Source organism: Pseudomonas sp. WC1 (assembly GCF_050586565.1).
Classification (GTDB): domain Bacteria; phylum Pseudomonadota; class Gammaproteobacteria; order Pseudomonadales; family Pseudomonadaceae; genus Aquipseudomonas.
In genome coordinates this window covers 33,526-57,136 of the sequence record NZ_JBOBDQ010000037.1, presented here as the reverse complement: position 1 = coordinate 57,136, position 23,611 = coordinate 33,526, and the positions used below count along the sequence as shown (strand labels likewise).

The 23,611-nt window shown below is 63.0% G+C and carries 32 protein-coding genes, 1 tRNA gene and 1 pseudogene; 33 read left to right on the top strand and 1 reads right to left on the bottom strand.

Going from position 1 to position 23,611, the window contains the following annotated elements; translation table 11 throughout:
• From ACQ4OD_RS17205 to ACQ4OD_RS17045, 33 genes and pseudogenes are all read left to right on the top strand, one after another.
• On the top strand, positions 1–328 hold a 328-nt coding region (locus ACQ4OD_RS17205), incomplete at its 5' end, for a hypothetical protein (RefSeq protein WP_430944643.1).
• Between the two features lie 115 nt (positions 329–443).
• Positions 444–920 carry a phage terminase small subunit P27 family gene (locus tag ACQ4OD_RS17200; RefSeq protein ID WP_096047972.1) on the top strand — a complete coding sequence of 159 codons (477 nt, stop codon included), beginning with the start codon at positions 444–446 and terminating at the stop codon, positions 918–920.
• Between the two features lie 8 nt (positions 921–928).
• Entirely contained in the window at positions 929–2,665 is a 1,737-nt protein-coding gene (locus ACQ4OD_RS17195) for a terminase large subunit (protein WP_260270005.1), read from the top strand.
• Between the two features lie 9 nt (positions 2,666–2,674).
• Positions 2,675–2,818 (top strand): hypothetical protein, encoded by a 144-nt coding sequence (locus tag ACQ4OD_RS17190; RefSeq protein ID WP_052896001.1) that lies wholly within the window; start codon positions 2,675–2,677, stop codon positions 2,816–2,818.
• Entirely contained in the window at positions 2,815–4,041 is a 1,227-nt protein-coding gene (locus ACQ4OD_RS17185) for a phage portal protein (RefSeq protein ID WP_088852976.1), read from the top strand. The genes ACQ4OD_RS17190 and ACQ4OD_RS17185 overlap by 4 nt, the downstream gene beginning before the upstream one ends.
• A 3-nt stretch (positions 4,042–4,044) precedes the next feature.
• Positions 4,045–4,662, top strand: coding sequence for an HK97 family phage prohead protease (locus ACQ4OD_RS17180; RefSeq protein ID WP_050706323.1), 618 nt, complete (start codon positions 4,045–4,047; stop codon positions 4,660–4,662).
• Positions 4,663–4,677: 15 nt separating this feature from the next.
• Positions 4,678–5,901 carry a phage major capsid protein gene (locus tag ACQ4OD_RS17175; RefSeq protein WP_258801889.1) on the top strand — a complete coding sequence of 408 codons (1,224 nt, stop codon included), beginning with the start codon at positions 4,678–4,680 and terminating at the stop codon, positions 5,899–5,901.
• 14 nt (positions 5,902–5,915) lie between these two features.
• The gene (locus tag ACQ4OD_RS17170) at positions 5,916–6,299 is read left to right on the top strand and encodes a head-tail connector protein (protein ID WP_088852979.1); all 384 of its coding nucleotides are present in this window, start codon (positions 5,916–5,918) and stop codon (positions 6,297–6,299) included.
• Positions 6,296–6,667, top strand: a complete 372-nt coding sequence (locus ACQ4OD_RS17165) for a head-tail adaptor protein (RefSeq protein WP_158216155.1) — start codon at positions 6,296–6,298, stop codon at positions 6,665–6,667. The genes ACQ4OD_RS17170 and ACQ4OD_RS17165 overlap by 4 nt, the downstream gene beginning before the upstream one ends.
• Positions 6,645–7,079, top strand: coding sequence for a hypothetical protein (locus tag ACQ4OD_RS17160; protein ID WP_241412604.1), 435 nt, complete (start codon positions 6,645–6,647; stop codon positions 7,077–7,079). The genes ACQ4OD_RS17165 and ACQ4OD_RS17160 overlap by 23 nt, the downstream gene beginning before the upstream one ends.
• Positions 7,080–7,088: 9 nt before the next feature.
• Positions 7,089–7,688, top strand: coding sequence for a phage tail terminator protein (locus ACQ4OD_RS17155; RefSeq protein ID WP_430944642.1), 600 nt, complete (start codon positions 7,089–7,091; stop codon positions 7,686–7,688).
• Positions 7,685–7,864, top strand: a complete 180-nt coding sequence (locus tag ACQ4OD_RS17150; protein ID WP_088852983.1) for a DUF2635 domain-containing protein — start codon at positions 7,685–7,687, stop codon at positions 7,862–7,864. Before ACQ4OD_RS17155 ends, ACQ4OD_RS17150 begins: the two co-directional genes overlap by 4 nt.
• Positions 7,861–9,357 (top strand): phage tail sheath subtilisin-like domain-containing protein, encoded by a 1,497-nt coding sequence (locus ACQ4OD_RS17145; protein ID WP_430944641.1) that lies wholly within the window; start codon positions 7,861–7,863, stop codon positions 9,355–9,357. The genes ACQ4OD_RS17150 and ACQ4OD_RS17145 overlap by 4 nt, the downstream gene beginning before the upstream one ends.
• Positions 9,358–9,414: 57 nt before the next feature.
• Complete coding sequence (locus ACQ4OD_RS17140) at positions 9,415–9,762, top strand: phage tail tube protein (RefSeq protein WP_260269999.1); 348 nt, start codon at positions 9,415–9,417, stop codon at positions 9,760–9,762.
• Positions 9,762–10,061 carry a phage tail assembly protein gene (locus tag ACQ4OD_RS17135; protein WP_280087917.1) on the top strand — a complete coding sequence of 100 codons (300 nt, stop codon included), beginning with the start codon at positions 9,762–9,764 and terminating at the stop codon, positions 10,059–10,061. The genes ACQ4OD_RS17140 and ACQ4OD_RS17135 overlap by 1 nt, the downstream gene beginning before the upstream one ends.
• A gap of 129 nt (positions 10,062–10,190) precedes the next feature.
• Positions 10,191–12,389 carry a phage tail tape measure protein gene (locus ACQ4OD_RS17130; protein ID WP_430944640.1) on the top strand — a complete coding sequence of 733 codons (2,199 nt, stop codon included), beginning with the start codon at positions 10,191–10,193 and terminating at the stop codon, positions 12,387–12,389.
• A complete protein-coding gene (locus ACQ4OD_RS17125) occupies positions 12,386–13,735 on the top strand; it encodes a DNA circularization protein (RefSeq protein ID WP_430944639.1) in 1,350 nt (449 codons plus the stop codon). Before ACQ4OD_RS17130 ends, ACQ4OD_RS17125 begins: the two co-directional genes overlap by 4 nt.
• A 4-nt stretch (positions 13,736–13,739) precedes the next feature.
• Positions 13,740–14,852 (top strand): phage baseplate assembly protein, encoded by a 1,113-nt coding sequence (locus ACQ4OD_RS17120; RefSeq protein ID WP_430944638.1) that lies wholly within the window; start codon positions 13,740–13,742, stop codon positions 14,850–14,852.
• On the top strand, positions 14,849–15,358 hold the full coding sequence (locus tag ACQ4OD_RS17115) for a phage baseplate assembly protein V (protein ID WP_430944637.1): 510 nt from the start codon (positions 14,849–14,851) through the stop codon (positions 15,356–15,358). Before ACQ4OD_RS17120 ends, ACQ4OD_RS17115 begins: the two co-directional genes overlap by 4 nt.
• Positions 15,355–15,753, top strand: coding sequence for a phage GP46 family protein (locus tag ACQ4OD_RS17110; RefSeq protein WP_430944636.1), 399 nt, complete (start codon positions 15,355–15,357; stop codon positions 15,751–15,753). Before ACQ4OD_RS17115 ends, ACQ4OD_RS17110 begins: the two co-directional genes overlap by 4 nt.
• Positions 15,743–16,783, top strand: a complete 1,041-nt coding sequence (locus ACQ4OD_RS17105) for a baseplate J/gp47 family protein (protein ID WP_280092962.1) — start codon at positions 15,743–15,745, stop codon at positions 16,781–16,783. The genes ACQ4OD_RS17110 and ACQ4OD_RS17105 overlap by 11 nt, the downstream gene beginning before the upstream one ends.
• A complete protein-coding gene (locus ACQ4OD_RS17100) occupies positions 16,774–17,370 on the top strand; it encodes a YmfQ family protein (protein ID WP_430944635.1) in 597 nt (198 codons plus the stop codon). Before ACQ4OD_RS17105 ends, ACQ4OD_RS17100 begins: the two co-directional genes overlap by 10 nt.
• 6 nt (positions 17,371–17,376) lie before the next feature.
• A complete protein-coding gene (locus ACQ4OD_RS17095) occupies positions 17,377–18,903 on the top strand; it encodes a hypothetical protein (protein ID WP_430944634.1) in 1,527 nt (508 codons plus the stop codon).
• 9 nt (positions 18,904–18,912) lie between these two features.
• The gene (locus ACQ4OD_RS17090; protein WP_088852993.1) at positions 18,913–19,140 is read left to right on the top strand and encodes a hypothetical protein; all 228 of its coding nucleotides are present in this window, start codon (positions 18,913–18,915) and stop codon (positions 19,138–19,140) included.
• Positions 19,137–19,376, top strand: a complete 240-nt coding sequence (locus tag ACQ4OD_RS17085; protein ID WP_430944633.1) for a hypothetical protein — start codon at positions 19,137–19,139, stop codon at positions 19,374–19,376. The genes ACQ4OD_RS17090 and ACQ4OD_RS17085 overlap by 4 nt, the downstream gene beginning before the upstream one ends.
• Before the next feature lie 83 nt (positions 19,377–19,459).
• Entirely contained in the window at positions 19,460–19,882 is a 423-nt protein-coding gene (locus tag ACQ4OD_RS17080; protein WP_430944644.1) for a structural protein, read from the top strand.
• Complete coding sequence (locus ACQ4OD_RS17075) at positions 19,879–20,241, top strand: hypothetical protein (RefSeq protein ID WP_430944632.1); 363 nt, start codon at positions 19,879–19,881, stop codon at positions 20,239–20,241. Before ACQ4OD_RS17080 ends, ACQ4OD_RS17075 begins: the two co-directional genes overlap by 4 nt.
• Positions 20,238–20,498, top strand: coding sequence for a hypothetical protein (locus tag ACQ4OD_RS17070; protein WP_343579748.1), 261 nt, complete (start codon positions 20,238–20,240; stop codon positions 20,496–20,498). Before ACQ4OD_RS17075 ends, ACQ4OD_RS17070 begins: the two co-directional genes overlap by 4 nt.
• A 16-nt stretch (positions 20,499–20,514) precedes the next feature.
• On the top strand, positions 20,515–20,934 hold the full coding sequence (locus tag ACQ4OD_RS17065; RefSeq protein WP_430944631.1) for a hypothetical protein: 420 nt from the start codon (positions 20,515–20,517) through the stop codon (positions 20,932–20,934).
• 18 nt (positions 20,935–20,952) lie between these two features.
• Positions 20,953–21,108, top strand: a pseudogene (locus tag ACQ4OD_RS17060) (DUF2514 family protein); the annotation flags it as partial.
• Positions 21,109–21,178: 70 nt separating this feature from the next.
• The gene (locus ACQ4OD_RS17055; RefSeq protein WP_280092927.1) at positions 21,179–21,553 is read left to right on the top strand and encodes a hypothetical protein; all 375 of its coding nucleotides are present in this window, start codon (positions 21,179–21,181) and stop codon (positions 21,551–21,553) included.
• Positions 21,554–21,631: 78 nt separating this feature from the next.
• A complete protein-coding gene (locus ACQ4OD_RS17050; RefSeq protein ID WP_336196687.1) occupies positions 21,632–21,820 on the top strand; it encodes a hypothetical protein in 189 nt (62 codons plus the stop codon).
• A gap of 864 nt (positions 21,821–22,684) precedes the next feature.
• A tRNA-Ser gene (locus ACQ4OD_RS17045) sits at positions 22,685–22,775 on the top strand.
• Between the two features lie 384 nt (positions 22,776–23,159).
• Here ACQ4OD_RS17045 and ACQ4OD_RS17040 read toward each other — a convergent pair.
• Positions 23,160–23,570: a hypothetical protein gene (locus ACQ4OD_RS17040; protein ID WP_430944630.1), complete on the bottom strand. Its 411-nt coding sequence runs from the start codon at positions 23,568–23,570 to the stop codon at positions 23,160–23,162.
• Positions 23,571–23,611: the final 41 nt, after the last annotated feature.

Below are 23,611 nucleotides of genomic sequence, written 5' to 3'. Positions count from 1 at the left end.
TCGGCACGGGCGCGGTCAGGCTGTCCGCCTGGCGCGTGAGGCAATGCGGTTGCGCGAAAAAGCGATCAGGCGCAATCGAAGTGCCGAGCTGATCCGCCATGGTGACTGGCACCTGGATCGAGCGCTGTACTGCTGGAAAAACATTCATAAGCTCGGATTTCCAGAGCTGATTTCGCGTGTTCTGCATGAGTTAGTGGCTGCAATTGACGCATACATGCATGCCGCTGACGGAGTGCCAGAGCGTCCGTTTACGCATCTGGCTGCCTTGATCGATGGCGAAAGTCTGCAGACAAAATTAGCGAAAAGTGGTCAAAAATCGGCCAAGTGAGGGGGTGGGGCAAAATCTCTACAGCTTTCGTCTCTCTCCACCGATCGCCCAGCCTTTTTCACACACCCGCGAAATTAAAAAAAATCGCATTCCAGAAAATCGGGAGGCCTGAACGATGGGGCGACCCGCGAAACCTACCGCCCTCAAGCTGCTGCAGGGCAACCCCGGCAAGCGAAAACTCAAGAAGGACGGCCCCGCGCCGGCGCCGCTGGCGGAAACCCCAGACGCCCCGGAGTGGCTGGGGGAATGGGCCATTGAAATGTGGGACACCATTGCGCCGTGGTTGACCCAGACCGGGATCATGACCCGCACCGACACGCACAACCTGGCGGTCTTCTGCGCTGCCTATGAGCGGTGGCGGCTGGCTGAGGAAGAAGTGGCCAGCAAGGGCATCACCGTCGTGGACGCCAAAGGCGTGCTCAAGAAGAACCCCGCCTGCACCGTGATCAATGAGGCGCTGCGTCAGCTGGCCAGCTTCGGGGCAGCCCTCGGGCTGGACCCGGCCAGCCGTGCGCGCCTGATGGGCAGCGGCGGGCCGGAAAAACCAGAAAACCCGTTCATCGTGCTCAAAGGAGGGCGGGCCTCTAAGTGAGTTAGGACATGGCCAGCTACCCGAACGTAAACGCGGCGAACAAGTACGCCCGCGACGTGGTGGCCGGCAAGATCGCAGCATGCAAGTACGTGCGTCGGGCCTGTCAGCTCCACCTGGATGACCTGGCCAAGTCGAAGAAGCGCAATTTTCGCTGGACCTTCGACCGCGACACCGCCGAGCAGGTGGCGGTGTTCATCCAGCTGCTGCCGCACGCCAAGGGCAAATGGGCGGCGCTGCGCGAGCTGATCAAGCTTGAGCCGTGGCAGCTGTTCATTTTCTGCAGCATCTTCGGTTGGGTCGACAAGAAGACCCGCCGCCGGCGGTACCGCGAGGTGTACATCGAGGTGCCGCGCAAGAACGGCAAGAGCGTACTGGCCGCCGGCGTCGGCCTGTACATGCTGGTCATGGACGGGGAGTTCGGCGCCGAGGTGTACTGCGGTGCGACCACCGAGCGGCAGGCCTGGGAGGTGTTCAAGCCGGCGCGGCAGATGGTGCGACGGACCCCCGAACTGGTCGAGGCCTTCGGCATCCAGGTTGCGGCAAAGAACCTGTCGGTGATCGGCGACGAAAGCAAGTTCGAACCCCTGATCGGCGACCCCGGCGACGGCCAGTCACCGAGCTGTGCCATCGTGGACGAGTTCCATGAACACACCTCGGCCGCGCTCTATGAAACCATGCTGACCGGCATGGGCGCCCGTGATCAGCCGATGATGTTCGCCATCACCACGGCGGGCTACAACATCGCCGGGCCGTGCTATCTGCAGCGCGCCCAGGTGATCGACAAGCTGGAAGGGACGGTGCCGAACGATGAGTTGTTCGGGATCATCTACACGATTGACGAGGACGACGACTGGAAAGACCCGGCGGTCCTGCGCAAGGCCAACCCCAACTATGGCGTCTCGGTCGGGGCTGAGTACCTGCTGAAACGCCAGGCTGATGCGACGCGTTACCCGTCACGGCAAAACGCGTTCAAGACCAAGCACCTCAACATCTGGGTAAGCGCCAAGGAAGCCTGGCTGAACATGGCCGACTGGGAGGCGTGCGGCGACCCCACGCTGACCCTGGATCAGTTCCTGGGCCAGCGCTGCTGGATCGGCATTGACCTGGCCAGCAAGTCGGATATCTGCGCGGTGTCGCTGGTGTTCCTGGACAAGGTGGAGCTGGTCCCGGGGAGCGGCAAGTGGGTCAACCGCTGGACCATCTTCTGCAAGTCGTTCTTGCCCGAAGGCGCGATAGAGCGGGGCGGCCCCAACAAGGCCGCTTACGAGGCCTGGGCCAACGCTGGGTTGCTGGAGGTGTGCGACGGCGAGGAAATGGACTTCGACCTGGTGCGCGACATGGTGGGCGAATTCGCTGGCATGTTCGACGTGCAGGAAGTGGCCTACGACAAATGGCGCGCCACCCAGCTGGCCCACCAGCTGCAGAAGGACGGCGCCGAGGTAGTCGAAATGGGCGGCGGCGTGGCCAGCATGAACCTGCCCATGCGCGAGCTGGAAGCGGCGCTGCTGTCCGGTCGCGTGCGCCACTCCAGCGACCCAGTGTTGGCCTGGCAGGCTGGCAACGTTGTGGTGCGTCCGTTCAAGGGCTGCATCACGCCGATGAAGGCCGACGAAGGCAAGACCGACATGCGCAAAATCGACGGCATTGTCGCCGCGCTGATGGCGATGAACCGCGCCATGGTCAGCGAATTTGAGCCGGAAGGGCTGTTGGCCAGCCTGACCGAAGACGACCTATTAGCTATGTGAGCCCCTACGATGAAATGGCTTCCTGAATCTATCGGGACGGCAGGCTTTTGCCTGTTCGTCGCGGGCCTCTACGTCCAGTTTGGGGCGGGTGTGGCCCTGATGGTCGGTGGCGGCCTGCTGGTGGCCGGCGCCGCCAAGGCGGTGTGGCGATGATCCTGGGCGCGATGTTCGAGCAGCGCAGCAGCTTGGAAGTGCCCAGCACGCCGATGAACAGCAAGGAGCTGACCGAATACCTGTTCGAAGGGCAGGGCATCAGCGTCAGCCCGGCTTCGGCCATGCGTCTGACGGCGGTGTATGCCTGCATCTACGTGCTGTCCAGCTCCATGGCCCAGTTGCCGCTGAGCGTGTTGCGCAAGGTCAACGGGCGGATCGAGGTGGCCACCGACCACCCGGCCCATTACCTGCTTCACGATGAGCCGAACACCTGGCAGACCTCTTACCGCTGGCGGGAAACCAAGCAGGCCCATGTGCTCGGCTGGGGCAACGGCTACACCCGAGCAGTGCGCAGTCGTCGCGGTGAATTGCTGTCGCTGGAAATGCATGAGCCGCAACACACCGAGCTGGTGAAGAACGGTAATCGCTGGGTGTACTCGACCCAGGATGAAGACGGCGCGCCGCTGGCGGTGTCACCCGAGGACATGATTCACCTGCGCGCCATCGGCTCGCACCGGCGCATGGGGATCAGCCCCATCCGGCAGAACGCCGACACCATTGGCCTGGGCATGGCCACGGTGCGCTATGGCAAGGAGTTTTTCGAAGGTGGCGGCCGGCCGACTGGGCTGGTCACCGTCAGGGACGGGAAGCTGGATAACACCAGCTGGGAGCGCCTGAAAACGGTTTGGCGCGCCGCCGTGGAACGGCTCAAGCGTTCGGACAACAAGACGCTGCTGTTGCCCGCCGACCTCGATTACAAGGCGCTGACCATCGCGCCCGAGGATGCGCAATTTCTCGAGACTCGCAAGCTGACCCGCAGCGAGATTGCCAGCATCTTCAACGTGCCGGCGCACATGATCAACGACCTGGAAAAGGCCACGTTCTCGAACATCAGCGAACAGGCCATCCAGTTCGTGCGCCATACGGTCATGCCGTGGGTGAAGAACTGGGAGGAAGAAGTAAACCGCCGCGTCTTCACCCGCGCCGAGCGCATGGCCGGCTACTACGTCAAGTTCAACCTGGCCGGCCTGTTGCGCGGCACCCCAAAAGAGCGCGCCGAGTTCTACCGCATCGCCATTCAAGACGGTTGGATGAGCCGCAACGAAGTGCGCGTGCTGGAAGACCTCAACCAGCTGGAAGGCCTCGACTCGATGTTGCTCAACGTCAACACGCAGTTGCTCGGCGCAGACGGCAAGCCGTTACCCGTAACGAAGCAGGAATAACCCATGAGTGAATTCGAACAACGCATGCTGCAGGCGCAGCATTGCGAGCTTCGTGCTGTCCAGCCGGATGAGCAGGGCAGCGCGCCGAAGATCGCCGGCTATGCCGCTGTCTTCAACCAGCGTAGCGACCTGCTGGGCGGCACCTTCGTGGAAATCATCGCCCCGGGCGCGTTCGATGACGTGCTGAACCAGGACACCCGAGCGCTGTTCAACCACGACCCGACCTACCTGCTGGGCCGCACGGCCAGCGGCACGTTGCGCCTGACCGTGGATGAGCGCGGCCTGGCCTACGAAATCGATACGCCCAATACGCAGACCATCCGCGACCTGGTGGTCGAGCCGCTGCGCCGTGGCGACATGAGCGGCAGCAGCTTCGCCATGCGCGTGGCCAAGGGCGGCGATACCTGGCACGAGGAGAAAGACGGCCTGATCGTGCGCACGATCTTCAAGATTGCCGAGCTGCGCGACGTAGGGCCGGTGGCGTTCCCGGCTTACCCCGACTCCAGCGCTGCCCAGCGCTCCCTGACTGCCTGGAAGCAGGCGCAAACCGAAGGCGACGAAGCCCGCGCACATTTTGAGCGCGAGGCCCGCGAGCGCCTGCTTGACCTAACTGAACTGTGATCCCAAGGGGGAGCTATGACCCTGCAACAAATGAAAGAAGCCTATAACAAGCTGTCGGCCGAAATGCGCTCGCTGCATGACACCACCCCGGACGACGGTTGGACCGGCGAAGTCCGCGCCAAGTGGGAAGGCATGAAAGCCGACCTCAAGGGGCTGCGCGAGAAGATCGAGCGTGAAGAAGAACTGCGCGCCCAGGATCAGAGCTTTGTCGAAGGTCTGGACCGTGAGCGTCCGGCCGGCGCCCCGAAGAACGAGGCGGAGGCCGAGCAGCGCAGCGCCTGGGATAACTGGGTGCGTCGCGGCCTGGAGTATCTGACCCCCGAGCAGCGTTCCGTGGTTCTGGAAATGCGTGCTCAAGGCACCAATCCGAACGAGGCGGGTGGTTTCACCGTGCCGACCACCCTGCAGGCCAAGGTGATCGAATCGCTGGTGACCTATGGCGGTATTGCTTCGGTGTGCCAACTGCTGCAGACCGACAACGGCGCGCCCATCGCCTGGGCCACCAGCAACGGCGGCGAGGAAGAAGGCGAGCTGATCGGCGAGAACAAGCCCGCCGGCGAAAAGGATGTCGAGTTCGGGATGGGCACCATGGGGTCGCACACCATCAGCTCGAAGATCATCCGCGTCTCTGAACAGCTGCTGCAGGACTCGGGCATTGACATGGAAGGCTACCTGGCCGGCCGTATCGGTAAGCGCGTGTCGCGTACCCGTAACCGGCTGATCGTCCAGGGCACCGGTACCGGCGAAACCGCCGATGCGCCGGCGCAGCCGAAGGGCCTGGAATACTCGACCCCTCAAGGTGCCATGACCGCCAAGGCGACCGCCTTTACCTGGCAGGAGGTCAACAGCCTGATTCACTCCGTTGACCCGGCGTATCGTGCGGCCGCCAAGTTCCGCTTGGCGTTCAACGACAAGACGCTGCAGGCGATGGAAGAAATGGTGGACGCCAACAATCGTCCGCTGTGGCTGCCCGGCATCGACAGCGACCGTCCGGCCACCATCCTCAAGCATCAGTACGTGATCGATCAGGCCATCGCCGATATCGGCGCCGGCAAGAAATTCATGTATGCCGGCGACTTCAACGAACTGGTGCTGCGCGCGGTCCGTAGCCTGACCCTCAAGCGTCTGGTGGAGCGTTACGCCGAGTACGGCCAGGTCGGCTTCCTGGCGTTCGTGCGCTTCGGCCTGGTGCTGCAGGACACGGCCGCTATCAAGCACCTGGTGGGCAAGACCGCCTGACAGGAGGGTTGCCCATGCTGACGCTTGAGCAGATCAAGAGCCATTGCAAGCTGGAGCTGGACGAAACCGAGGAAGACACGCTGCTGCAGGCCTACGCCCGCGCAGCGCGTCGCCAGGTCGAGAAGGACAGCGGCCGGCGGTTGTACTGGGTCACGCTGCCGGCCGACGCGCCGGCAGACGCGACCGGCGATGAAGCCTACCTGCGTGGGCTGCTGCCGATCGATGCGCCGGAGAACGCGTTACCCGTAACGGATGACGTGGCGCTGGCCATGCTGCTGTTGGTCGCCCACTGGCATCGCAACCGCGAGCCGGTCACCGAGTCGACCAGCAACGGCACCAAGGCGCTGCCGCTGGCCTATGACGCCCTGGTGCAGCCTTACCGCTGGTTTACGCTGTGAGGGAGCCGGAAGCGGGCGAACTGCGCACCCGGGCGGTGGTGCGCATCCGCAACGACACGCCCAGCGGTTCCGGCCTGGACTCGCATTTCGAGGTAGTGGCCAAGCGGTGGTGCAAGATCGAGCCGTTAGGCACGGCCACCTACACCGGGTCGGTGCAGACCGGGACGACCATTACGCATCGCATCTACTGTCGATTCGTGCGGGACCTGGACACGCGGCATGAACTGGTCGCCGGCGGCCGGGTGTTCCGCGTCAAGCGGGCTACCGGTATGCGCGGGCGGCAGGTGTGGTCGGTGATCGAGGTCGAGGAGCTGCAGGCGGCGAATGCGCCGGCGGGAGGTGGCCGTGGCCAACTCCGTTTCGATTGACGGCTATCTGCATGTCGAGGGCTTCGACAAGTTCGACCAAGAGGCCTTCAACAAGCGAAAGATCCGCGCTGGCATGCGCAAGGTTGGCCAGCTGATCACAGGCCGGGCACAGATGAATCTAGCGCTCGGCGGTGGCCAGGACGGCTACCCCGTAAACCGTAGCGGGGCCACCACCGACTCCATCGGCTACAAGGTGTCGCGCTCGGGCTTTCTGGTGCGTGTCGCACCCAGCAAGACCGCGAGCATGAGGGCCTTCTATCCCGCTTACCTGCACTACGGCGTGCGCCGCAAGAGTGGGGGCGGGTGGCGGATCAAACCCCGCGACAACTACATGACCGACGCCCTTGTCGACAGCCGAGACGAGGTGCGGCGCATCCTGCAGCAGGCCTTTGCCGCCGCGCTGCTCAACTGAGCACCTGACATGAAAATCACGCCTGTGATCGAGCAGCTGCGCGCCTATGCGCCTGGCTTCGAAGGGCGCGTGGCCGGCGGTCTGGATTGGGACCCGACCGCCGACAGCGCCAAGATGCCCCCGCCGGCGGCCTATGTGATCGCCGTTGGCGACTCGGCCGACGAGCCGCAAGCGCAGAACGTTTACACCCAGGCCGTGCGCGACGTCATCGACGTGTGTGTCGTGCTGCCGACCGATGATGAGCGCGGCCAGTCGGTAGCCGACGTGCTGCACGACGTGCGCGCCCAGCTGTGGCGTGCCCTGGTGGGCTTCGAGCCGGACGACGAATCGGGGCCGCTGCTGTACGACGGCGGTCAACTGCTGCTGCTCGACCGCGACCGCATGGTCTACCGCTATCGCTTCTATGCCGACTTCCAGCTCGGCCGCTGGGAGCAGACCGGCGAAGGCAAGCCGCAGACCTGGCAGGAATGGCAGCTGGGCGGCCTGCCAGCCCTGGAAGGCATCGACACCCGTTTGGACTTCCTCAACCCCCTGAAAGACCCCAACGTCGACGCCCCCGGGCCAGACGGGCGGGTCGAGTTCACCATCCGTGAGGACTTGAACCCATGACCACGATTCACCTCAAGCCGGCACCGGGGCGCGATTGCCCGCTGCCAGATCAGCCGGGCAAGTACCTGCCCGCCGAGGGGGCCGTCGTGCCCCGAGACGCCTACTGGGAGCGCCGCCTACTTGACGGCGACGCCCTGGAACAGAAGACCACCACCCGGGGGAGCAAAGCGCGATGAGCATCGGTTTCAGCAACATCCCCAGCGACATTCGCGTGCCGCTGTTCTATGCCGAAGTCGACAACTCCATGGCCAACAGCGGCGGGTCCAGCCTGCGCCGGCTGATCGTCGGCCAGGTCAATGACGACGCCGACAGCGATGAAATCGGCCGCCTGGTGCTGGTGTCGAAGACCAGCGACGCCAAGGACATTGGCGGCACCGGCTCGATGCTGGCCGCTATGCATGCACGCTGGCGGGCCATCGACGTGGCCGGCGAGGTCTGGTGTCTGCCGCTCAAGGTGGCCACCGGCGCGGCCGCGACCGCCACCGTTACCGTAACGGGCAGCGTCGCCACTGCCGGCCTGGTCAATCTGTACGTGGCTGGCCAGCGTGTGCGCGCCGATGCCGTCGTCGGGGCCTCGGCCGAGGCCGTGGCGGCCAGCTTGGCGGCGGCCATCAATGCCGCCATTGACCTGCCGGTGACGGCCACGGCCGCCGCCGGCGTGGTCACCCTGCAGGCCAAGTTCAAGGGCGAGCTGGGCAACGATATCCAAGTCCAGCTGAACCGCCTGGGGCGCGCCAATGGCGAGACTACGCCGGCCGGCCTGACGCTGGTGGCCACGGCCATGACCAACGGCGCCGGCACCCCGGCTGTATCGGCGGCGTTGGCCGCGCTGGGCGACGAAGAATTCGAGTTCATCGCCCAGCCCTGGACCGATGCCGACACGTTGGGCGCCTGGAAAACCGCCATGGACGACAGCGCCGGCCGCTGGTCTTGGGCGAAGCAGCTCTATGGCCATGTGTACAGCGCGCAGCGCGGCACGTTGGGCCAGCTGGTCGCCGCTGGGCGCCTGCGCAACGATCCGCATGTCTCCGTGCATGGCTTCGAGCGCGGCGTACCGCAGCCGGCGTGGGAAGTGGCGGCGGCCTGGGCGGCACGTACCGCTGTGTTCATCAGTGCCGACCCTGCGCGACCGACGCAGACCGGCGCGTTGACGGGCATCGACCCGGCGCAGGCGAGTGACCGTTTTACCCTGACCGAGCGGCAATCGCTGCTGACCAGCGGGGTGGCCACCGCCGTCTACAACGGCGGCAGCTACCGCATCGAGCGTGCCGTGACGACCTACCAGCGTAACGCCTACGGCCAGCCGGATGACTCCTACCTGGACAGCGAGACGCTGCACCAGTCGGCCTACGTGATTCGCTACTTGCGCAGCATCATCACCAGCAAGTACGGCCGTCACAAGCTGGCCAACGACGGCACGCGCTTCGGCCCCGGCCAGTCCATCGTCACGCCGAAGGTGATTCGCGGCGAGCTGGTCGCGGCCTATGGCGCGCTGGAGCGTGAGGGCATTGTTGAGAACGCCGAGGCGTTCAATCAGTACCTGATTGTCGAGCGCGACCCGAAGAACCCGAACCGCCTGAGTGTGCTGTTCCCGCCGGACCTGGTGAACCAGCTGCGAGTGTTCGCGCTGCTGTACCAATTCCGCCTGCAGTACCCGGACGCGGCGTAACCCTCATCGTTCAACCCCAGCCCGCCCTGTGCGGGCTTTTTTATGGGAGTGCCCTTTATGGGTCAGAAAGTCGCGGGCACCTGTTTTATCAAGGTCGACGGCGATCAGCTGGTCATCACCGGCGGCGTGGAATGCCCGCTTTCGGACAAGAAGCGCGAAACCATCACGCGGGGTCATTTCAAAGAAGAAGACCTGATCCCCTATGTGGTGGTCGACGCGGTGAAGACCGCTAATTTCCCCCGGGCCAAGCTGGCCAATGGGATCAGCATGACCATCACCGCCGAACTGGCTGACGGTTCGGTGTACGTGCTGAGCGGCGCGTATCTGGTGGACGAAATCAAAGTGACCGGCGATGACGCCAAGGTCTCGCTCAAATTCGAAGGCATCCAAGGAGACTGGCAGTAATGACCACTGTAACTCACACCCTCGCTACCCCAATCCAGGCCCATGGCGAAGAAGTCAAAGTGCTGACTCTGCGTCGCCCCACCGTGCAGGAATGCCGGGCCATCAAGGTACTGCCCTACAACGTTGGCGACAGCGGCTATCCGGTTATGGAAGTCGAGGCGGCGGCCAAGTACATCGCCGTGTGCGCTGGCATCCCGGCCAGTTCGGTGAACCAGCTCGACCTGATTGACCTGAACAGCGTTGGCTGGACCATCGTTGGTTTTTTCACGCGCCAAGATTCGACAGCCTCGGAAAGCTGATCGAGCTGGCCTACGACCTCGCCTGGTGGTGGAAATCCACCCCGGGCGAGGTACTGGGGTGGACCCTCGACACGCTGTTCGAGAGTGAGGAAAACGCGTGGCGCATCAACGCGCTGAAAGGGGGAGACGGTGGCGGATAAATTCCAACTCAAGGCGCTGATCACCGGCGTCGACAAGCTGTCACCGGTGCTTAACGGTGTTCGCAAAAACGCCGCGGTGCTGCGCAAACAGCTGAACAGCTCGGGCCTGGGCAAGATCACCTTCGGTGAGGCCCTGCAGGGCGGGGCGATTGCGGCCCCGTTCGTCATGGGTGTGAAAGCGGCCATCGGCTTTGAAAGCGCCATGGCCGACGTTAAGAAGGTGGTCGACTTCGAGTCGCCGGCGCAGTTCAAGGCGATGAGCGATGACGTGCTGAACCTGTCCGAGCGTCTGCCCATGGCGGCCGAGGGGATTGCCAAAATCGTCGCTGCCGGTGGCCAATCGGGCATTGCCCGGGAGGAGTTGGCCAGGTTCGCCGAAGACGCTGTGAAAATGGGCGTCGCCTTCGACCAGACTGCTGAGGAGTCCGGCAGCATGATGGCGACATGGCGGACAGCTTTCCGCATGACCCAGGATGGCGTGGTGGAGCTCGCAGACCAAATCAACTACTTGGGGAACACGGGGCCAGTCAACACCAAACAACTGTCCTCTATCGTGACCGAAGTGGGTGCACTGGGTGAGGTGGCTGGCTTTTCTTCGGCGCAGATCGCGGCTATCGGCGCCACTATGGTGGGCGTGAAGCAGGATGTTGCGGCTACGGGCATCAAGAACTTCATGCTGGCCATGACCAAGGGGACGGCGGCTACCAAGTCGCAGGCCGAGGCCTTCAAGTCGCTGCGCCTGGACTCCAAGCAGGTCGCAGAGGGCATGCAGAAGGATTCGCAGGGCACCATGCTGGACCTGCTCAAGCGGATTTCCGAGGTCGACGCGGCCAAGCGTCCGGCGCTGCTGACTAATCTGTTTGGCAGTGAGTCGGTGGCGGCTATCACCCCGCTCTTAACCAACTTGAAGCTGCTGAAAAGCAACCTGGCCAGTGTCGGGGATTCGACAAAGTATGCCGGCTCCATGGAAGGGGAGTACACGTCGCGGGCGGCGACGACGGCAAACGCCCTGCAGCAGTTGCAGAACCGGGTGACCCGCCTGGGTATCACGGTCGGTAGCATGCTGCTGCCCCCGCTCAACGACTTCATGGCGACGGTGGGGCCGATCATCAGTGGCGTGACCAGCTTGGCCGGGGCGCATCCCTGGCTGATCAAAGGGCTGCTGGGTGCGGCGGTGGGCTTCACCGTACTGCGCTTGGCCACGGCCGGGGCCTCGGCGGCGCTGGCCCTGATGAACGGGGTCGCGAGCATGAGCCCGGTGGGCATGATCGTCCGGGGTATCGCCATTGCCGCCGGTGTGCTGATTGCCAACTGGTCGACCGTGGCGCCGTACTTCCAAGCGGTATGGGACAAGATCAAGGCCCCGGCGATGGCGGTGTGGGAGTGGATGAAAACCGCTTTCGCCTGGTCACCGCTGGGCCAGATCGTCGCCAACTGGGAGCCGCTGACGGCGTTCTTCGGCGCGCTGTGGGAACTGGTCAAAGCCCTGTCGGTGCCGTTCTTCGACTTCCTCAAGTCGGTCTTTGACTGGTCGCCGCTGGGTTTGATCATCAAGCACTGGGAGCCCATCACCGGCTTTTTCAAGGGGATCTGGGACAAGCTGCGACCCATCATCGAGCCCATGATGAAATTCCTGGGCTTCGACAGTGAGTCGAGCGGCGACGGCGTGATCAGCGCGGCGACGGCTAAGGTCAACGACTGGGCCGAGCAGCAGAAGGCGCGCAACGCTGCCGGCGAGCCGGTACCGGGGGCGCTGGTCAAGCCGATGGCGCAGCCGGTGCAGCTGATGCCCGAAGCCACCAGCGTGGCCAGCCTGATGCGTGCGCCGAATCAGCCGGGACCGTGGGCGGCGATGCCGCTGTCGGCCTCGCAGATGGCCGAGCATGCACAGGAAAGCCTGGCCAAAGGGCTGACCCCGCAGGAGGCGGCGAAACGCGCTGAAATAGGCCTGCTATCGCGTCCTGGGCAAACCAGTCTGTCGGCGCCGGCACCCGGTGCCCTGGCCGCGTCGCGGGGTTCCCTGGTGCAGCAGGCGGCCCAGGCAAGCAAAGCCCAGCTGGAAGGGCAAATGGTCGTGCGCTTCGACAACGCACCGCCGGGCATGCGGGTGGAGCAGGCCGACACCAACCAACCCGGGCTGCAGGTCAGCCCACAAGTGGGCTACCGATCCTTGGGGAGGGCGTCATGAGTACCTGGCGGGATCAGCTGCACCCGGCCTCATTCCGGGGCGTGCCGTTCCACGTCGACAGCGACAGCATGCCGGCGGGACGGCGTACACAGACGCATGAGTATCCGCAGCGGGACAAGCCCCTGGTGGAAGACCTGGGCCGCGTCACGCGGGAAATCAAGCTGGCCGCCTTCGTGATAGGGGAGGACTGCTATTTCCAACGTGACAACCTGCTCAACGCCCTGGACAAGCCCGGGGCGGGCGAGCTTGTCCACCCCTGGTATGGCCGGCTGACGGCCACCGCGACGGTCTGCAGCGTCAGCCATGAGCGCCGCGAGGGCGGCATGGTCCGCTTTGACCTGGTGTTCGTGGAGGGCGGCGAGAAGGGCTTTCCTGCCGGTGTGCCGAACACGGCGCGGCAGCTGGAGGACTCATCGGAAAGCCTGCTTGAGTCGGCGATTGCCCGGTACAAGGCCGCCATGGCGGTGGTCAACCGGGCGCGCCTGGCAGTGGTCGCGCTGCAGAACGGTGTGGCCGGGGTGCAGATGGCCATTGCCTCGGAGCTTCGCCAACTGACTGGCCTGGTCAGCTCGGTGGAGGCGCTGGCCGACATGCTGATCAACGCCCCGGGCAACTTCGCGGCGATGATCCGGGGGCAGTTCGCCAGTGTCGGCGGCAGTTCACGGTCATCGGGCTATCGCTGGGGGCCGTCCAGCGTGGGCGACTCGGCCAGCCTAGAGGCCGATCCGGAGTTTGCCCGCACCGTCGCGGCGCTGCCCGAGGCGACGCCGGAGTTTTCCAGCTTCGCCGAGTCCGGCCGGGCCATCACCGGCCAGGTGGAGCAGGCCCGCCAGTTGGCCAACGCGCCGCCACCGGCCGGAGGAACCGACACCGCCGCCGTGGTCACCGCTGCCCGCGAGCTGGTGCGCGATGCGCTGATCGTGTTGGCCGTGCGCGAGGCGGTGGCCATGCCGGTGGTGCAGGCGCCCGAGCCGTTGACCGGCTTCGCCACCTTGGAGCAGCAGGTGGTGGCCCCGATTCAGCGCCCCGAGGTGCCGGTGACTGCCGACGTGGTCGCGCTGCGTGACGCCATCAGCGACGCCCTGTGGCTGGCCGCCCTGGCGTCGCCGGTCGAGCATGTCGAGCGGCTGGAGGTGGTGCGTAATCAGGTGCGGGCGCACCTGACCGAAGTGGCCCGCGCCGGCGTGCGGCTGGCCGAGGTCACCACGCGGGAAAGCCTGCCGGCGGTGGTGCTGGCGTACCAGCGCTATGGCGACGCCACCCGCGCCGAGGAAATCGTTACGCGTAACAAGGTGCAGCACCCGGGCTTCCTGCCCGTGGGCGCGCTGACCATCGCTCGAGAGTGAATCCATGGACAACCAAAATGCTGTCACGCTGAGCGTGAACGGCCTGGACTATCGCGGCTGGAAGAAAGTCAGCATCAGCGCCGGCATTGAACGCCAAGCCCGGGATTTCCGCCTGGGCGTGACATGGAGCTGGCCGGGCCAGGTGCAGGAAATCCCGGTGCGCCAGGGCAACCGCTGCGAAGTGCGGATCGGTGCCGACCTGGTGCTGACGGGTTGGGTGTTCGGCACGCCGATTAGCTACGACGCCCGCAGCGTCGAACGGTCGGTCGCCGGCCGCTCGCTGACTGCCGATCTGGTGGACTGCTCGGCGGTGAACAAGCCCGGCCAATGGCGCGGGCAGAGTGTGCAGAAGATCGTGCAGGCCCTTGCCGAGCCCTACGGGGTGCGGGTGCTGAGCGAGGTGGCGGAAACCACCAAGCTGGCCGATCACCAGATCGAGCCGGGCGAAACCGCCTTCGAGTCCGTCGACCGCCTGCTGACGCTGTCGCGGCTGTTGTCGACCGATGACGCCCGGGGGCGGGTGGTGATCATCAAACCGGGCAGCGCCGGCCGCGCCGTCGACCGCCTGGAACTGGGGCAGAACTTGTTGACCGGCAGCGCCGAGTTGGATTTCTCGGGGGTGTTCTCCGAGTACCGCGTCACTGGCCAGCGCTCAGGCACCGACACTGACTACGGCGCGGCGGCTAGCGAAGTAAAGGCCGGCGTCACCGATCCGCGCGCCACCCGGCGCCGGGTGCTGCTGATCCACGAAAGTGGCCAGATGACCCCGGAGCTGGCCCAGGCGCGGGCGAACTGGGAGCGCGGGAGCCGCATGGGCAAGGCGCTGACCCTACGCTACAAAATCCAGGGATGGCGGCAGTCCACCGGCGCCCTGTGGGTACCGAACATGATCGTGCGCGTGGTCGACCCGCTGATCGGCATCGACCGCGACATGCTCATCAGCGAAATCGAATACGTGCTCGATGACGCCGGCACCGTGGCCAACATCGTTGTAGGGCCGCCGGATGGCTTCGACCCCGAGCCGAAAGACCCGCACAAGTCGCGCAAGCTCAAGAAGGGCGGCAAGGCCGACAACTTCGAATACCTCATACCCGCCGACTGGAAGCCTGGCCAATGAAACCCATGAGAAATTTTCTCGCCCGGGGCGTGGTCGCCCTGGTCGATGCTGGCCGCAAGCTGCAGGGCCTGCAGATGCGCCTTACCGCCGACGAAGTGAAAGACGGCATGGAGCACTTCGAGCCCTACGGCTTTACGTCCAACCCGCTGCCCGGCGCCGAGGCGCTGGCGGCGTTCCTGGGCGGCGACCGCTCCCATGGGGTGGTCGTCTGCGTCGCCGACCGGCGCTTTCGCCTGCAGGCGCTCAAGAGCGGTGAGGTGGCGATTTACACCGACGAGGGCGACTGCCTGCACTTCAAGCGTGGCCGCTTGATCGAGATCCAGACGCTGACGCTCAAGGTCAAGGCCGAGACGGCCGTGGAGTTCGATACGCCGGTGATCCGCACCACGGGCCAGATCGTTTCCAAGGGCGACCAGATCGCCGCCGGCGTCAGCCAGGTCAACCACCCGCACGCCGGCGTGACAGTGGGCACCCAGCAGAGCGGTAAGCCGGTGGTGACGGCATGACGCTGCTCGATGCCGAGTCCGAACGCGCCTGGCAGCGCGCCGTGGTGATCAGCCTTTTGACCTGGCGGCGCGCCGAGGCCGGCGACCTGCTGGACGATGACCAGCGTTACGGCTGGTGGGGCGACACGTTCCCGACCCTGGCCAATGACCGGATTGGCTCCCGCCTGTGGCAGCTGCGCCGGCGCACGCTGACCGACGACACGGTGCGCACGGCTGAGGCGTTCGCCCGCGAGGCGTTGCAGTGGGCGGTGGATGACGACCGGGTGAGCGCCGTTACGGTAACGGCGTCGCGCAAGGTCGACCGCCTCGACATGCAGGTGCGGGTCGGCCTGCGCGATGGCGCGGTGATCGATGTTCAACTAGACAACCTGTGGCAGGTGATCAATGCCGTTTGAAATCCCAACACTGCCCGCCCTGGTGGCCAGGGCGCAGGCCGACTTGGCCGGCGGTAGCGCTCTTGTCCGCTCCGACGCCGAGGTGCTGGCCCGCGTACTGGGCGCGGCGTCGTCCGGCCGCTACGGTCACCAGCGCTACATTGCCGACCAGATCCTGCCGGACACGGCCGACGACGAAACCCTGCTGCGCATGGCCCAGGCGCGGCTTAAGCGCGGACGCCTGGAGGCCGTGAAGGCGAGCGGGGCGGCCACCTTCACCGGCGCCGCCTCGGCGCTGCTCGACGCCGGCACGCTGCTGCAGCGCGATGACCAGGTGCTGTTCAGGGTGCGGGCCTCGGTCAAGCTGACCGGCACCGAAGGCGTGGCCCAGGTTGAGGCCCTGGAGCCGGGCGAGCTGGGCAACACGCCGGCCGGCACCCCGCTGCGCGTGGTGTCGCCGGTGCTGGGGGTCAATGACACGTTCACCGTGGCGGCACCGGGCCTGACCGGCGGCACCGAGCAGGAGAGTATCGAGGCGCTGCGCGCTCGGGTGATCCGTTCGTACCGGGTTATTGCCCACGGCGGCAGCAAGAGCGATTACGAAACCTGGGCGCTGGAGGTTGCCGGGGTTACCCGGGCCTGGGTGGTGCGGCACTGGATGGGGCCGGGCACGGTTGGGGTGTTCTTCGTGCGCGATGGCGATATCGACATCATCCCCAGCGCCGAGGCCCTGGCGGCCGTGGCGGCGTACATCGAGCAGGAACGGCCGGTCACGGCCGAAGTGTATGTGCTGCCGCCGGCAGAGAAGCCGGTGCAATACCAGCTGTCAGTCACACCGGACAGCAGCGCGGTACGTCGCGCCGTGGAAGCCGCCCTGGTGGACCTGCACAACCGTGAATCGGAGCTGGGCGCCACGCTGCTGGCCACCCACATTGGCGAGGCTATCAGCGGCGCCACGGGTGAGCGCGATCACAAGGTCATCAGTCCCGCAGGCGACGTGCAGGCGGCTCCTAATGAGCTGCTGACCTATGGGGGTGTGCTGTGGTCGTGAGGACGGTAGCGGACTACTACGCCCACTTGTGCGCCTTGCTGCCGCCGGGACCAGCCTGGGATCGTGAATTCAACCCCGGCGTTGACCAGGTGCTGCAGGCGGCGGCCCAGGAGCTGGCCACCGAGGATCGCCGCGCCGCCGACCTGCTGGCCGAGAGCGAGCCCGCCACGGTGCGCGAACTGGTCCCCGATTGGGAGCGGGTCATGCACCTGCCTGACCCCTGCATGGGCGACTCACCGGCGTTTGCCGATCGGCAATTGGCCGTGCGCCGCCGGCTGCTGGAAGTCGGCGGGCAGACGCCGGCCTACTTCGTGGAGCTGGCTTTCTCGCTGGGCTACCGCAATGCCCGCGTGGTCGAGCACCGGGCGCCGCGCTTCGGTCGGTCGCGCTTCGACTCGGCCCGCTTCGGCACCTGGGGCGCGCAATTCATGTGGACCCTGGAGACGGGGCCGCGCCTGGCCCAAGGCAGCCGCTTTGGATTCAGCCATTGGGGCCAGACCTTCGGCGGTGCCGCCAACGGCGCGCTGGAGTGCCTGGTCAGCCGCGCCGCCCCGGCGCACACCCTTGAAACCATTACCTACGGATAACGCGATATGGACTACCCGAAACGCATTCCCAATGTCGGCCTGGTCGGCGGCAAGTTCGTGGACGAAAACGTCAGCACTGGCCTGCCGGGCTCGTTGATCCCGTCCGCCTGGGGCAACGCAGTCACCGATGAGCTGTTGGCTGTGATCAAGGCCGCCGGCCTTGTGCCGAGTGAAGACAACAACGCGCAGCTGCTGCAGGCAATTCAGGGCCTTGCTGCCAGTGACATCAAGCGCGCCGTGCGTGTGGCGACTACGGGGCCAATTGCCCTGTCCGGCCTGCAGACGATTGACGGCGTGGCCCTGGTGGCTGGTGACCGGGTGCTGGTGAAGGATCAGGCCAACGCCGCGCAGAACTGGATCTACACGGCGTCCGCCAATGCATGGTCACGGGCGTTGGATGCGAACGAAGACGCTGAATGCACCCCGGGTCACCTGATCATCGTCCAGGCCGGCACCGCATACGCCGGCACCCTGTGGCAGCTGGCCAACACGTTGCCGCCGCAGGTCGGTACCACGGCGCTGACCTTCGCCATGACCAGCGGGCGAACCGGAGTAGCCGCCGGCACTTATCGGCAGGTGACGACGGATGCATTCGGGCGCGTTACTGCGGGCGCGAACCCTACAACGCTTGCCGGCTTCGGCATTCTCGATGCCTACACCAGGTCATGGATTGATGCTAACAAGGCGTCCCTGGTCAGTCCGGCGTTTTCCGGAACGCCGACCGCAGAGACCGCTAACCTGGGGGCAAGAACCTCCCAGCTGGCCAACTGTCTGTTCGTGGCCAACACGGTTGATAGGGCCGTTGCGGAGCTGGTTAACGCGCTGGCAAAGAAGGCTGACAATGCCAGCATGCTTGTCGAGCTGGGAAAACGGTTACTGATCGATGCCGTGAGCCAGCAACGGCCGCGCCTGTCTTCGCCAAGTAACTCTGTGGACTGGAACGCATCTGCGTTAGAGATTCGAGAGGCGCAGCAGGTGGCCGAGTGGTCGCCGGCTGAGACGGGCGACCAATGGGCGCCTGCTATAGCGTTTCACTGGGCTGGAAGAATTGGTGGAAAGCTGGCCATGGATGCTACCGGTGTCCTGAAATGGGAGGGGCACCCCCTTGCAACGCTTGATAGCCCTGTATTCACCGGCGCCCCCCGAACAGACACCGCGCCATACGGCGATGAGACGGGACGGCTTGCTAACACTAAATTCGTGCAGAGCGCGGTAAGAGGGCAGGCGGTCAAGGCGGCCAAAGCTTGGGTCGTTTTCAACGGCACCGGGGTAGTCGCTATTCGCGATAGTTTTAATGTCAGTTCAGTTATTGATAATGGCGTGGGCGATTACACGGTTAACTTTGCTGTGCCGGTGCCTAATTCAAACTACGCCGTTGCTGCTAGCGGTTCCAACGGTGATTCGCCTATTACGGGTATCAACTGTGTCAAAGCTTATGCCCGAACAAACACGGGATTCAAGATTGGCACTACAAGTGCTTCAGAAGGGCGCTCAGACTTCCTTTCTGTTGATGCTGTGATTTTTTCGAACTAGGAATCAGTTATGGAAAAAAGAATCTTATTCCAACCAAAGGGCGCAGCAGTCCATGTGCTGATTCCCCTCGCATGTGAACTGACACTGAAGCAAATCGGCGAGAAAGACGTGCCGGAAGGACTGCCCTTCTGGATTGTCGATGCCGACATTGTGCCCGCTGATCGCGCTTTCCGTGCTGCCTGGGAGTTGGATCCGGATAGCATGGGGCCGGCAAGTGGGAAAGGGGGTAAAAAGTGATCACGATAAACCGAGAGAAGGCCGAAGCTATTGTGCGTGACCGACTTCGCCAAGAGCGTGACCCAAAGCTTGCCGAGTTGGACATTGCTTATGTAAGGGCGCTGGAGGCAGGGGCAGAGACGAACTTAATTGCAGAGCAGAAGAAGGCTTTGCGCGAAGTTCCAGATTGTGATTTGAGTGGACTTACGTTCACTGAGCTGGCAACACTCACCCTTGATCAAGCTCTTGGATTGTAGATTTACCGGCTACTTCCGCTGCTCAAGCGGCAAACCCCATGAAGCCCCGCACAGTCGGGGCTTTTTCTTACCTGGAGAAAACCATGACTCAATTGCTTCCTCGCGGCGTGCGCAATCGTAACCCGGGAAACATCGATTTCAACCCTGCCAACAACTGGGTTGGCCAGATCGGTAAAGAGCCCGGCGGCCGATTCTGCATCTTCGACACGCCGGAGAATGGCATTCGTGCGCTCGGCAAGTTGTTGCAGACCTACTACAACAAGCACGGCCTGCGCACTGTGGCAGCGATCATCAAACGCTGGGCACCGGAGGTAGAGAACGACACCGATGCCTACATCCGCACCGTGGCGCAGCGCTGCGGCCTTGGCCCGAGTGTTCCTATCAAGGACATCAAGAACCTGCAGGTCCTGGGCGGCCTGGTGCATGCGATCATCAAGCATGAGAACGCGAACTACGAGTATCCACCGGCCGTACTCGCCGAAGGCCTACGGAGGGCGTTGGCATGAAGGCCTGGGCGCAGCACTTTGCCCGCGCCGCCCTGCTGATTGTGCTTGGTATGGCCATAGGCACATGGGCTACTACACACCATTTCCGGCCACTGCTGGACGATCAGCAGGATCTGGCCACGCAATGCATTGCGGCCCGGGACAACCTGGCCGACTTGGCGCAGGAGCAGGGTAAGGCCCTTGGTGACCTGAGGTTGGCCGCGAACGAGCGTCAGGCTAGGGCAGAGCATGCCATGGGTGAGGCAGCAGCCAGCGCCCAGGTCGACTTTGCCGCAGCGAACCGACTGCAGCAGGAGCGGACCGGCGGCGACCAGTGCGCGGCTGCCACCTCGATCATCGACCAGGAGCTTGGCCTATGAGGATGGTGGTGCTCGTGCTAGCGCTGGCTTTGGCCGGCTGCAGTGGTCGTACTGAGCCGCAGGTCCAGTACGTGCGCGTCGAGGTCCCGGTGCAGGTGCCATGCCGTGCGCCGGAAGTGGCAGTACCGGCCTGGGCGGCTGCAGATCTTCGAAAGACCGACAGCCTTGAGGTGAAGGTAAGGGCGCTGCTGGCGGAGCGTCGACAACGCATTGGTTACGAGCGTCAGTTACTTGCTGTAGCCTACTCTTGCCAATGATTAAGGAGTAACCGAATTGCCCCAAACTCAAACCAAGCTCGAGAAGATTCAATTGATCGCATCGATCGCGTCTTCGATAGCTATTCCTTTGATTCTCGCCGTCGGCGGCTATCTAGTGCAGCGAGAAATTGCTGGCGACGGCATCAAAAAGGATTATGTGGGCATGGCGACGGCAATCTTGAGAGAGGATGCACGAAAACAGGACCCTGCTCTTCGACTCTGGGCCGTTGAGATTGTGTCGGCATTTGCCCCCATCAAGTTGTCTGCGCAGGCCGAGACGGGTCTCAAAACCTGGGCTATCCCCGAGTTGCCAGAGTCTGCAAGGCAACAGCCTTTGCCTGACTGGTGCAAGCCAAGTTGCAGCGAGGCTCTGCAAAGAAAGAACGAGGAGGCCCGAAAAGAGCTGGAAAAGCTTTTTGAAGAGTCTAGTCGTTGAAGGCCAAAAGGCAGTCCAGGTCAGACAGCCACTCGCGCCGCCATGGTGCTCTCCGACCTGCTCGCACGGGCTGATGCTCGAGCGGGAGAGCTGGCGGCAGCGTATGACCGAGCCAGAATAGCTGGGCTTGCCTGTGAGAAATCCTATAATGCCTTGGTTAAGCCACCAGGATAGGCTTCGGCCGTTCGAGGTGGGTATGAAGGTGTGAGTATTTTGCTCTGCTCAGGTCGAAAGGACGTCGTCGATGCGTAGTTTGTTCATGTGTGCTGCACTGTGTTTGTCAGCCGTTGCCCAAGGTTCGAATTTTGAAATGGACAGTGCAAAACCGCAGGTACTGAAAGTGGATCGTTGTGCGAATGCTGCGTTTATTGCTGTATCCATTTTGGAAGACAGTGATGATGGAGTTAAACAACATCTCGCATTAACGGGCGCTTTGGCGGGACTGAGCAAAGGTAAGCTGGGAGAGGCGACACCTACTGCGCTGGAACTGAAGGTCACCCATCAGTATGCCTATCGAGAGTCTATTGGTATGCCCAGGCCCTTCGGCAAGCGTGAACATGACTGGTTGATCGCCCAAGCTGCAGGGGGATGTGTCATGTGGATGCCGCTCGAGGGCTAGAGGCTCAGGGCTTGATGCACCATAGCGCGATCAGCACGTTTCGGCAGGAGAAATGTCGTGAAACGAACCATCGAAGGAATGATTGAGGCGGGTGAGCCGCTTATCCGTGAGGCCATTGAGGCTTTGCGTGCCTACCATAACGCTCAGGACGCTGGAGGTTCGGTAGAAGAGATCGAGCGCTTACGGCTTATCGCGGAATCCTCATTCCAAGCGGTGACCGATTATCAGCTTTACGCCTTGGGTCACCAGCCACTTTCCCGCCATTGAGCTTCGTTGCGCTCAACAGGGCATCGGGCTGTTATGGCCCGCGTGTCATTTACCCGCAGCGATGGGCAGGACTGCTTGTTTTAGCCGGCCGATGGCTTAAGGCAACCTAAGCAGTATTGTTGCGAATCGTTCCGATTTCTGTGCTTGAAATAATTCCTTACAACTAGACCTTGGTATTATTTCTTTTTGCAGAAAAAACCGGATGAGCGGTAGTAAGCCCCAATTTCTTGCTCGGCGGACATTATGTAATCTCGCCGACATTTAGCGCTAGGCTTCGCGGGGGCTTTGGGGTGGTAGAGCAAGAGCAAAATCTGGTCATTGCTGACTGGACGGGTAGGTACCTTGGTGCGGGTGTGCTAAGAGAGTCAGAATATGATCAAGCCATAGCAGTAGCCCAGCGTCTTCAGCATTCCGGCTTGGTAAGCTCAACTGAGTGGATTGCAATGGTTCGCCAGGCTAATGCAGCGCTGCTGATGTGCGCTGAAGGCGACTGGATTTAGCCGGTTTCGTCTTATCGAGAAAAGAAAAGCCCGCAGGGAAGCGCGGGCGAACGTAGGAGATCGGATGAGCGTTTACTGTGCAGGATTTGACGTGAAAAAAGTGTGAAGGCAAAAAGGCCTGATTCTCCTCTGGTTTCCTAGAGCTTCTAAAATCGGTTCCAAAACTGAAATTACGACCCTTGGGCTATGCGGCCTGTAGCCGAGCCACCTCGGGTTAGTTTTGGAATCGATTTTTACGTTGACGCCTTGATAAATGGGCACTTATGGTACGGTCTTGAAAACCGTCGATGGGCAACTATCCTAGAGTTCTTATCTAAGGTGGTTCCCAGATGCACACTACACCTTCATCAGCTGTGCATGCATCGGGAAATTGGCAGAGTGGTTGAATGCACCGGTCTTGAAAACCGGCGTACGTTAATAGCGTACCCAGGGTTCGAATCCCTGGTTTCCCGCCAAACTCAGTAAAATCAGGGCCTAGAGCGATCTAGGCCCTTTTTTGTGCCCGATCATTTCTTGCCTCCCTGGTGTGCTTAGGCACAATTTCCGTCTTGGGGCGCGAGGGATGCATCTCATCCACTGCACGCTACTGCCGCTTGCTGCACGCTTTGGAAAGGGTGAAATTTCGACTGCATGCTTTGCAAACCGCGGATTTCCTGGGTTCCCCGCATAGCCCTGTGCGTCCTCACCCGGTCTTGCATTCCGTCAGCACCTGAACCGTTGTTCGTTGGTGGCCTGGATGACCGTTGCGCCTGCTCCTCGCGGAGTTCCTCAAAAACCCTTCAGGTAATAAAATCGGTTGAGAAACGAACTGTGAAAGCTTCGTTGAGGCGCTCGGATCGTTACAGACCCAAATCAGCAGCGAACTTGAGATCGCGAAGCTCCGGGTGAAAAATTTCAGAGCCGATGGTGCCCAGAAGGTGCTGAGCAAACTGCCTTATGGGGTAGGAATCTACAGGGACACACCATCCTTCGTAATCGGACAGGCAGCTAAGAAATGCAAATCCGAACCGATAGCCTCGCTCTTGAGACACAGCCGTGAAGGCGTCAAAGAGAGCTTGAGCGTGCTCTGGCGGTAATCTCGATAGATCAATCATTACGTCTGTGCTGGGTTGATCATCAATAAAGTCAAAAAAGAAGGTCTCGATTTCCTGCGCGAGTGATTCGGGTGAATTGGATCGACAGGCGATCTCGATGACCGTCACGTCGTAGAGGGTGGCGCTGAGCTGCTCGCTCCGCGAGTCTTGTAGCATTGGTCTTCGCTCGTTTTACTTTTAATGGGGGGCTGGGAGTG

Coding starts and splice junctions, on each gene's coding strand:
- ACQ4OD_RS17200 (WP_096047972.1), top strand. CDS start 444: ATGGGGCGACCCGCGAAACCTACCGCCCTCAAGCTGCTGCAGGGCAAC.
- ACQ4OD_RS17195 (WP_260270005.1), top strand. CDS start 929: ATGGCCAGCTACCCGAACGTAAACGCGGCGAACAAGTACGCCCGCGAC.
- ACQ4OD_RS17190 (WP_052896001.1), top strand. CDS start 2,675: ATGAAATGGCTTCCTGAATCTATCGGGACGGCAGGCTTTTGCCTGTTC.
- ACQ4OD_RS17185 (WP_088852976.1), top strand. CDS start 2,815: ATGATCCTGGGCGCGATGTTCGAGCAGCGCAGCAGCTTGGAAGTGCCC.
- ACQ4OD_RS17180 (WP_050706323.1), top strand. CDS start 4,045: ATGAGTGAATTCGAACAACGCATGCTGCAGGCGCAGCATTGCGAGCTT.
- ACQ4OD_RS17175 (WP_258801889.1), top strand. CDS start 4,678: ATGACCCTGCAACAAATGAAAGAAGCCTATAACAAGCTGTCGGCCGAA.
- ACQ4OD_RS17170 (WP_088852979.1), top strand. CDS start 5,916: ATGCTGACGCTTGAGCAGATCAAGAGCCATTGCAAGCTGGAGCTGGAC.
- ACQ4OD_RS17155 (WP_430944642.1), top strand. CDS start 7,089: ATGAAAATCACGCCTGTGATCGAGCAGCTGCGCGCCTATGCGCCTGGC.
- ACQ4OD_RS17150 (WP_088852983.1), top strand. CDS start 7,685: ATGACCACGATTCACCTCAAGCCGGCACCGGGGCGCGATTGCCCGCTG.
- ACQ4OD_RS17145 (WP_430944641.1), top strand. CDS start 7,861: ATGAGCATCGGTTTCAGCAACATCCCCAGCGACATTCGCGTGCCGCTG.
- ACQ4OD_RS17140 (WP_260269999.1), top strand. CDS start 9,415: ATGGGTCAGAAAGTCGCGGGCACCTGTTTTATCAAGGTCGACGGCGAT.
- ACQ4OD_RS17135 (WP_280087917.1), top strand. CDS start 9,762: ATGACCACTGTAACTCACACCCTCGCTACCCCAATCCAGGCCCATGGC.
- ACQ4OD_RS17125 (WP_430944639.1), top strand. CDS start 12,386: ATGAGTACCTGGCGGGATCAGCTGCACCCGGCCTCATTCCGGGGCGTG.
- ACQ4OD_RS17120 (WP_430944638.1), top strand. CDS start 13,740: ATGGACAACCAAAATGCTGTCACGCTGAGCGTGAACGGCCTGGACTAT.
- ACQ4OD_RS17115 (WP_430944637.1), top strand. CDS start 14,849: ATGAAACCCATGAGAAATTTTCTCGCCCGGGGCGTGGTCGCCCTGGTC.
- ACQ4OD_RS17110 (WP_430944636.1), top strand. CDS start 15,355: ATGACGCTGCTCGATGCCGAGTCCGAACGCGCCTGGCAGCGCGCCGTG.
- ACQ4OD_RS17105 (WP_280092962.1), top strand. CDS start 15,743: ATGCCGTTTGAAATCCCAACACTGCCCGCCCTGGTGGCCAGGGCGCAG.
- ACQ4OD_RS17095 (WP_430944634.1), top strand. CDS start 17,377: ATGGACTACCCGAAACGCATTCCCAATGTCGGCCTGGTCGGCGGCAAG.
- ACQ4OD_RS17090 (WP_088852993.1), top strand. CDS start 18,913: ATGGAAAAAAGAATCTTATTCCAACCAAAGGGCGCAGCAGTCCATGTG.
- ACQ4OD_RS17080 (WP_430944644.1), top strand. CDS start 19,460: ATGACTCAATTGCTTCCTCGCGGCGTGCGCAATCGTAACCCGGGAAAC.
- ACQ4OD_RS17075 (WP_430944632.1), top strand. CDS start 19,879: ATGAAGGCCTGGGCGCAGCACTTTGCCCGCGCCGCCCTGCTGATTGTG.
- ACQ4OD_RS17070 (WP_343579748.1), top strand. CDS start 20,238: ATGAGGATGGTGGTGCTCGTGCTAGCGCTGGCTTTGGCCGGCTGCAGT.
- ACQ4OD_RS17055 (WP_280092927.1), top strand. CDS start 21,179: ATGCGTAGTTTGTTCATGTGTGCTGCACTGTGTTTGTCAGCCGTTGCC.
- ACQ4OD_RS17050 (WP_336196687.1), top strand. CDS start 21,632: ATGATTGAGGCGGGTGAGCCGCTTATCCGTGAGGCCATTGAGGCTTTG.
- ACQ4OD_RS17040 (WP_430944630.1), bottom strand. CDS start 23,570: ATGCTACAAGACTCGCGGAGCGAGCAGCTCAGCGCCACCCTCTACGAC.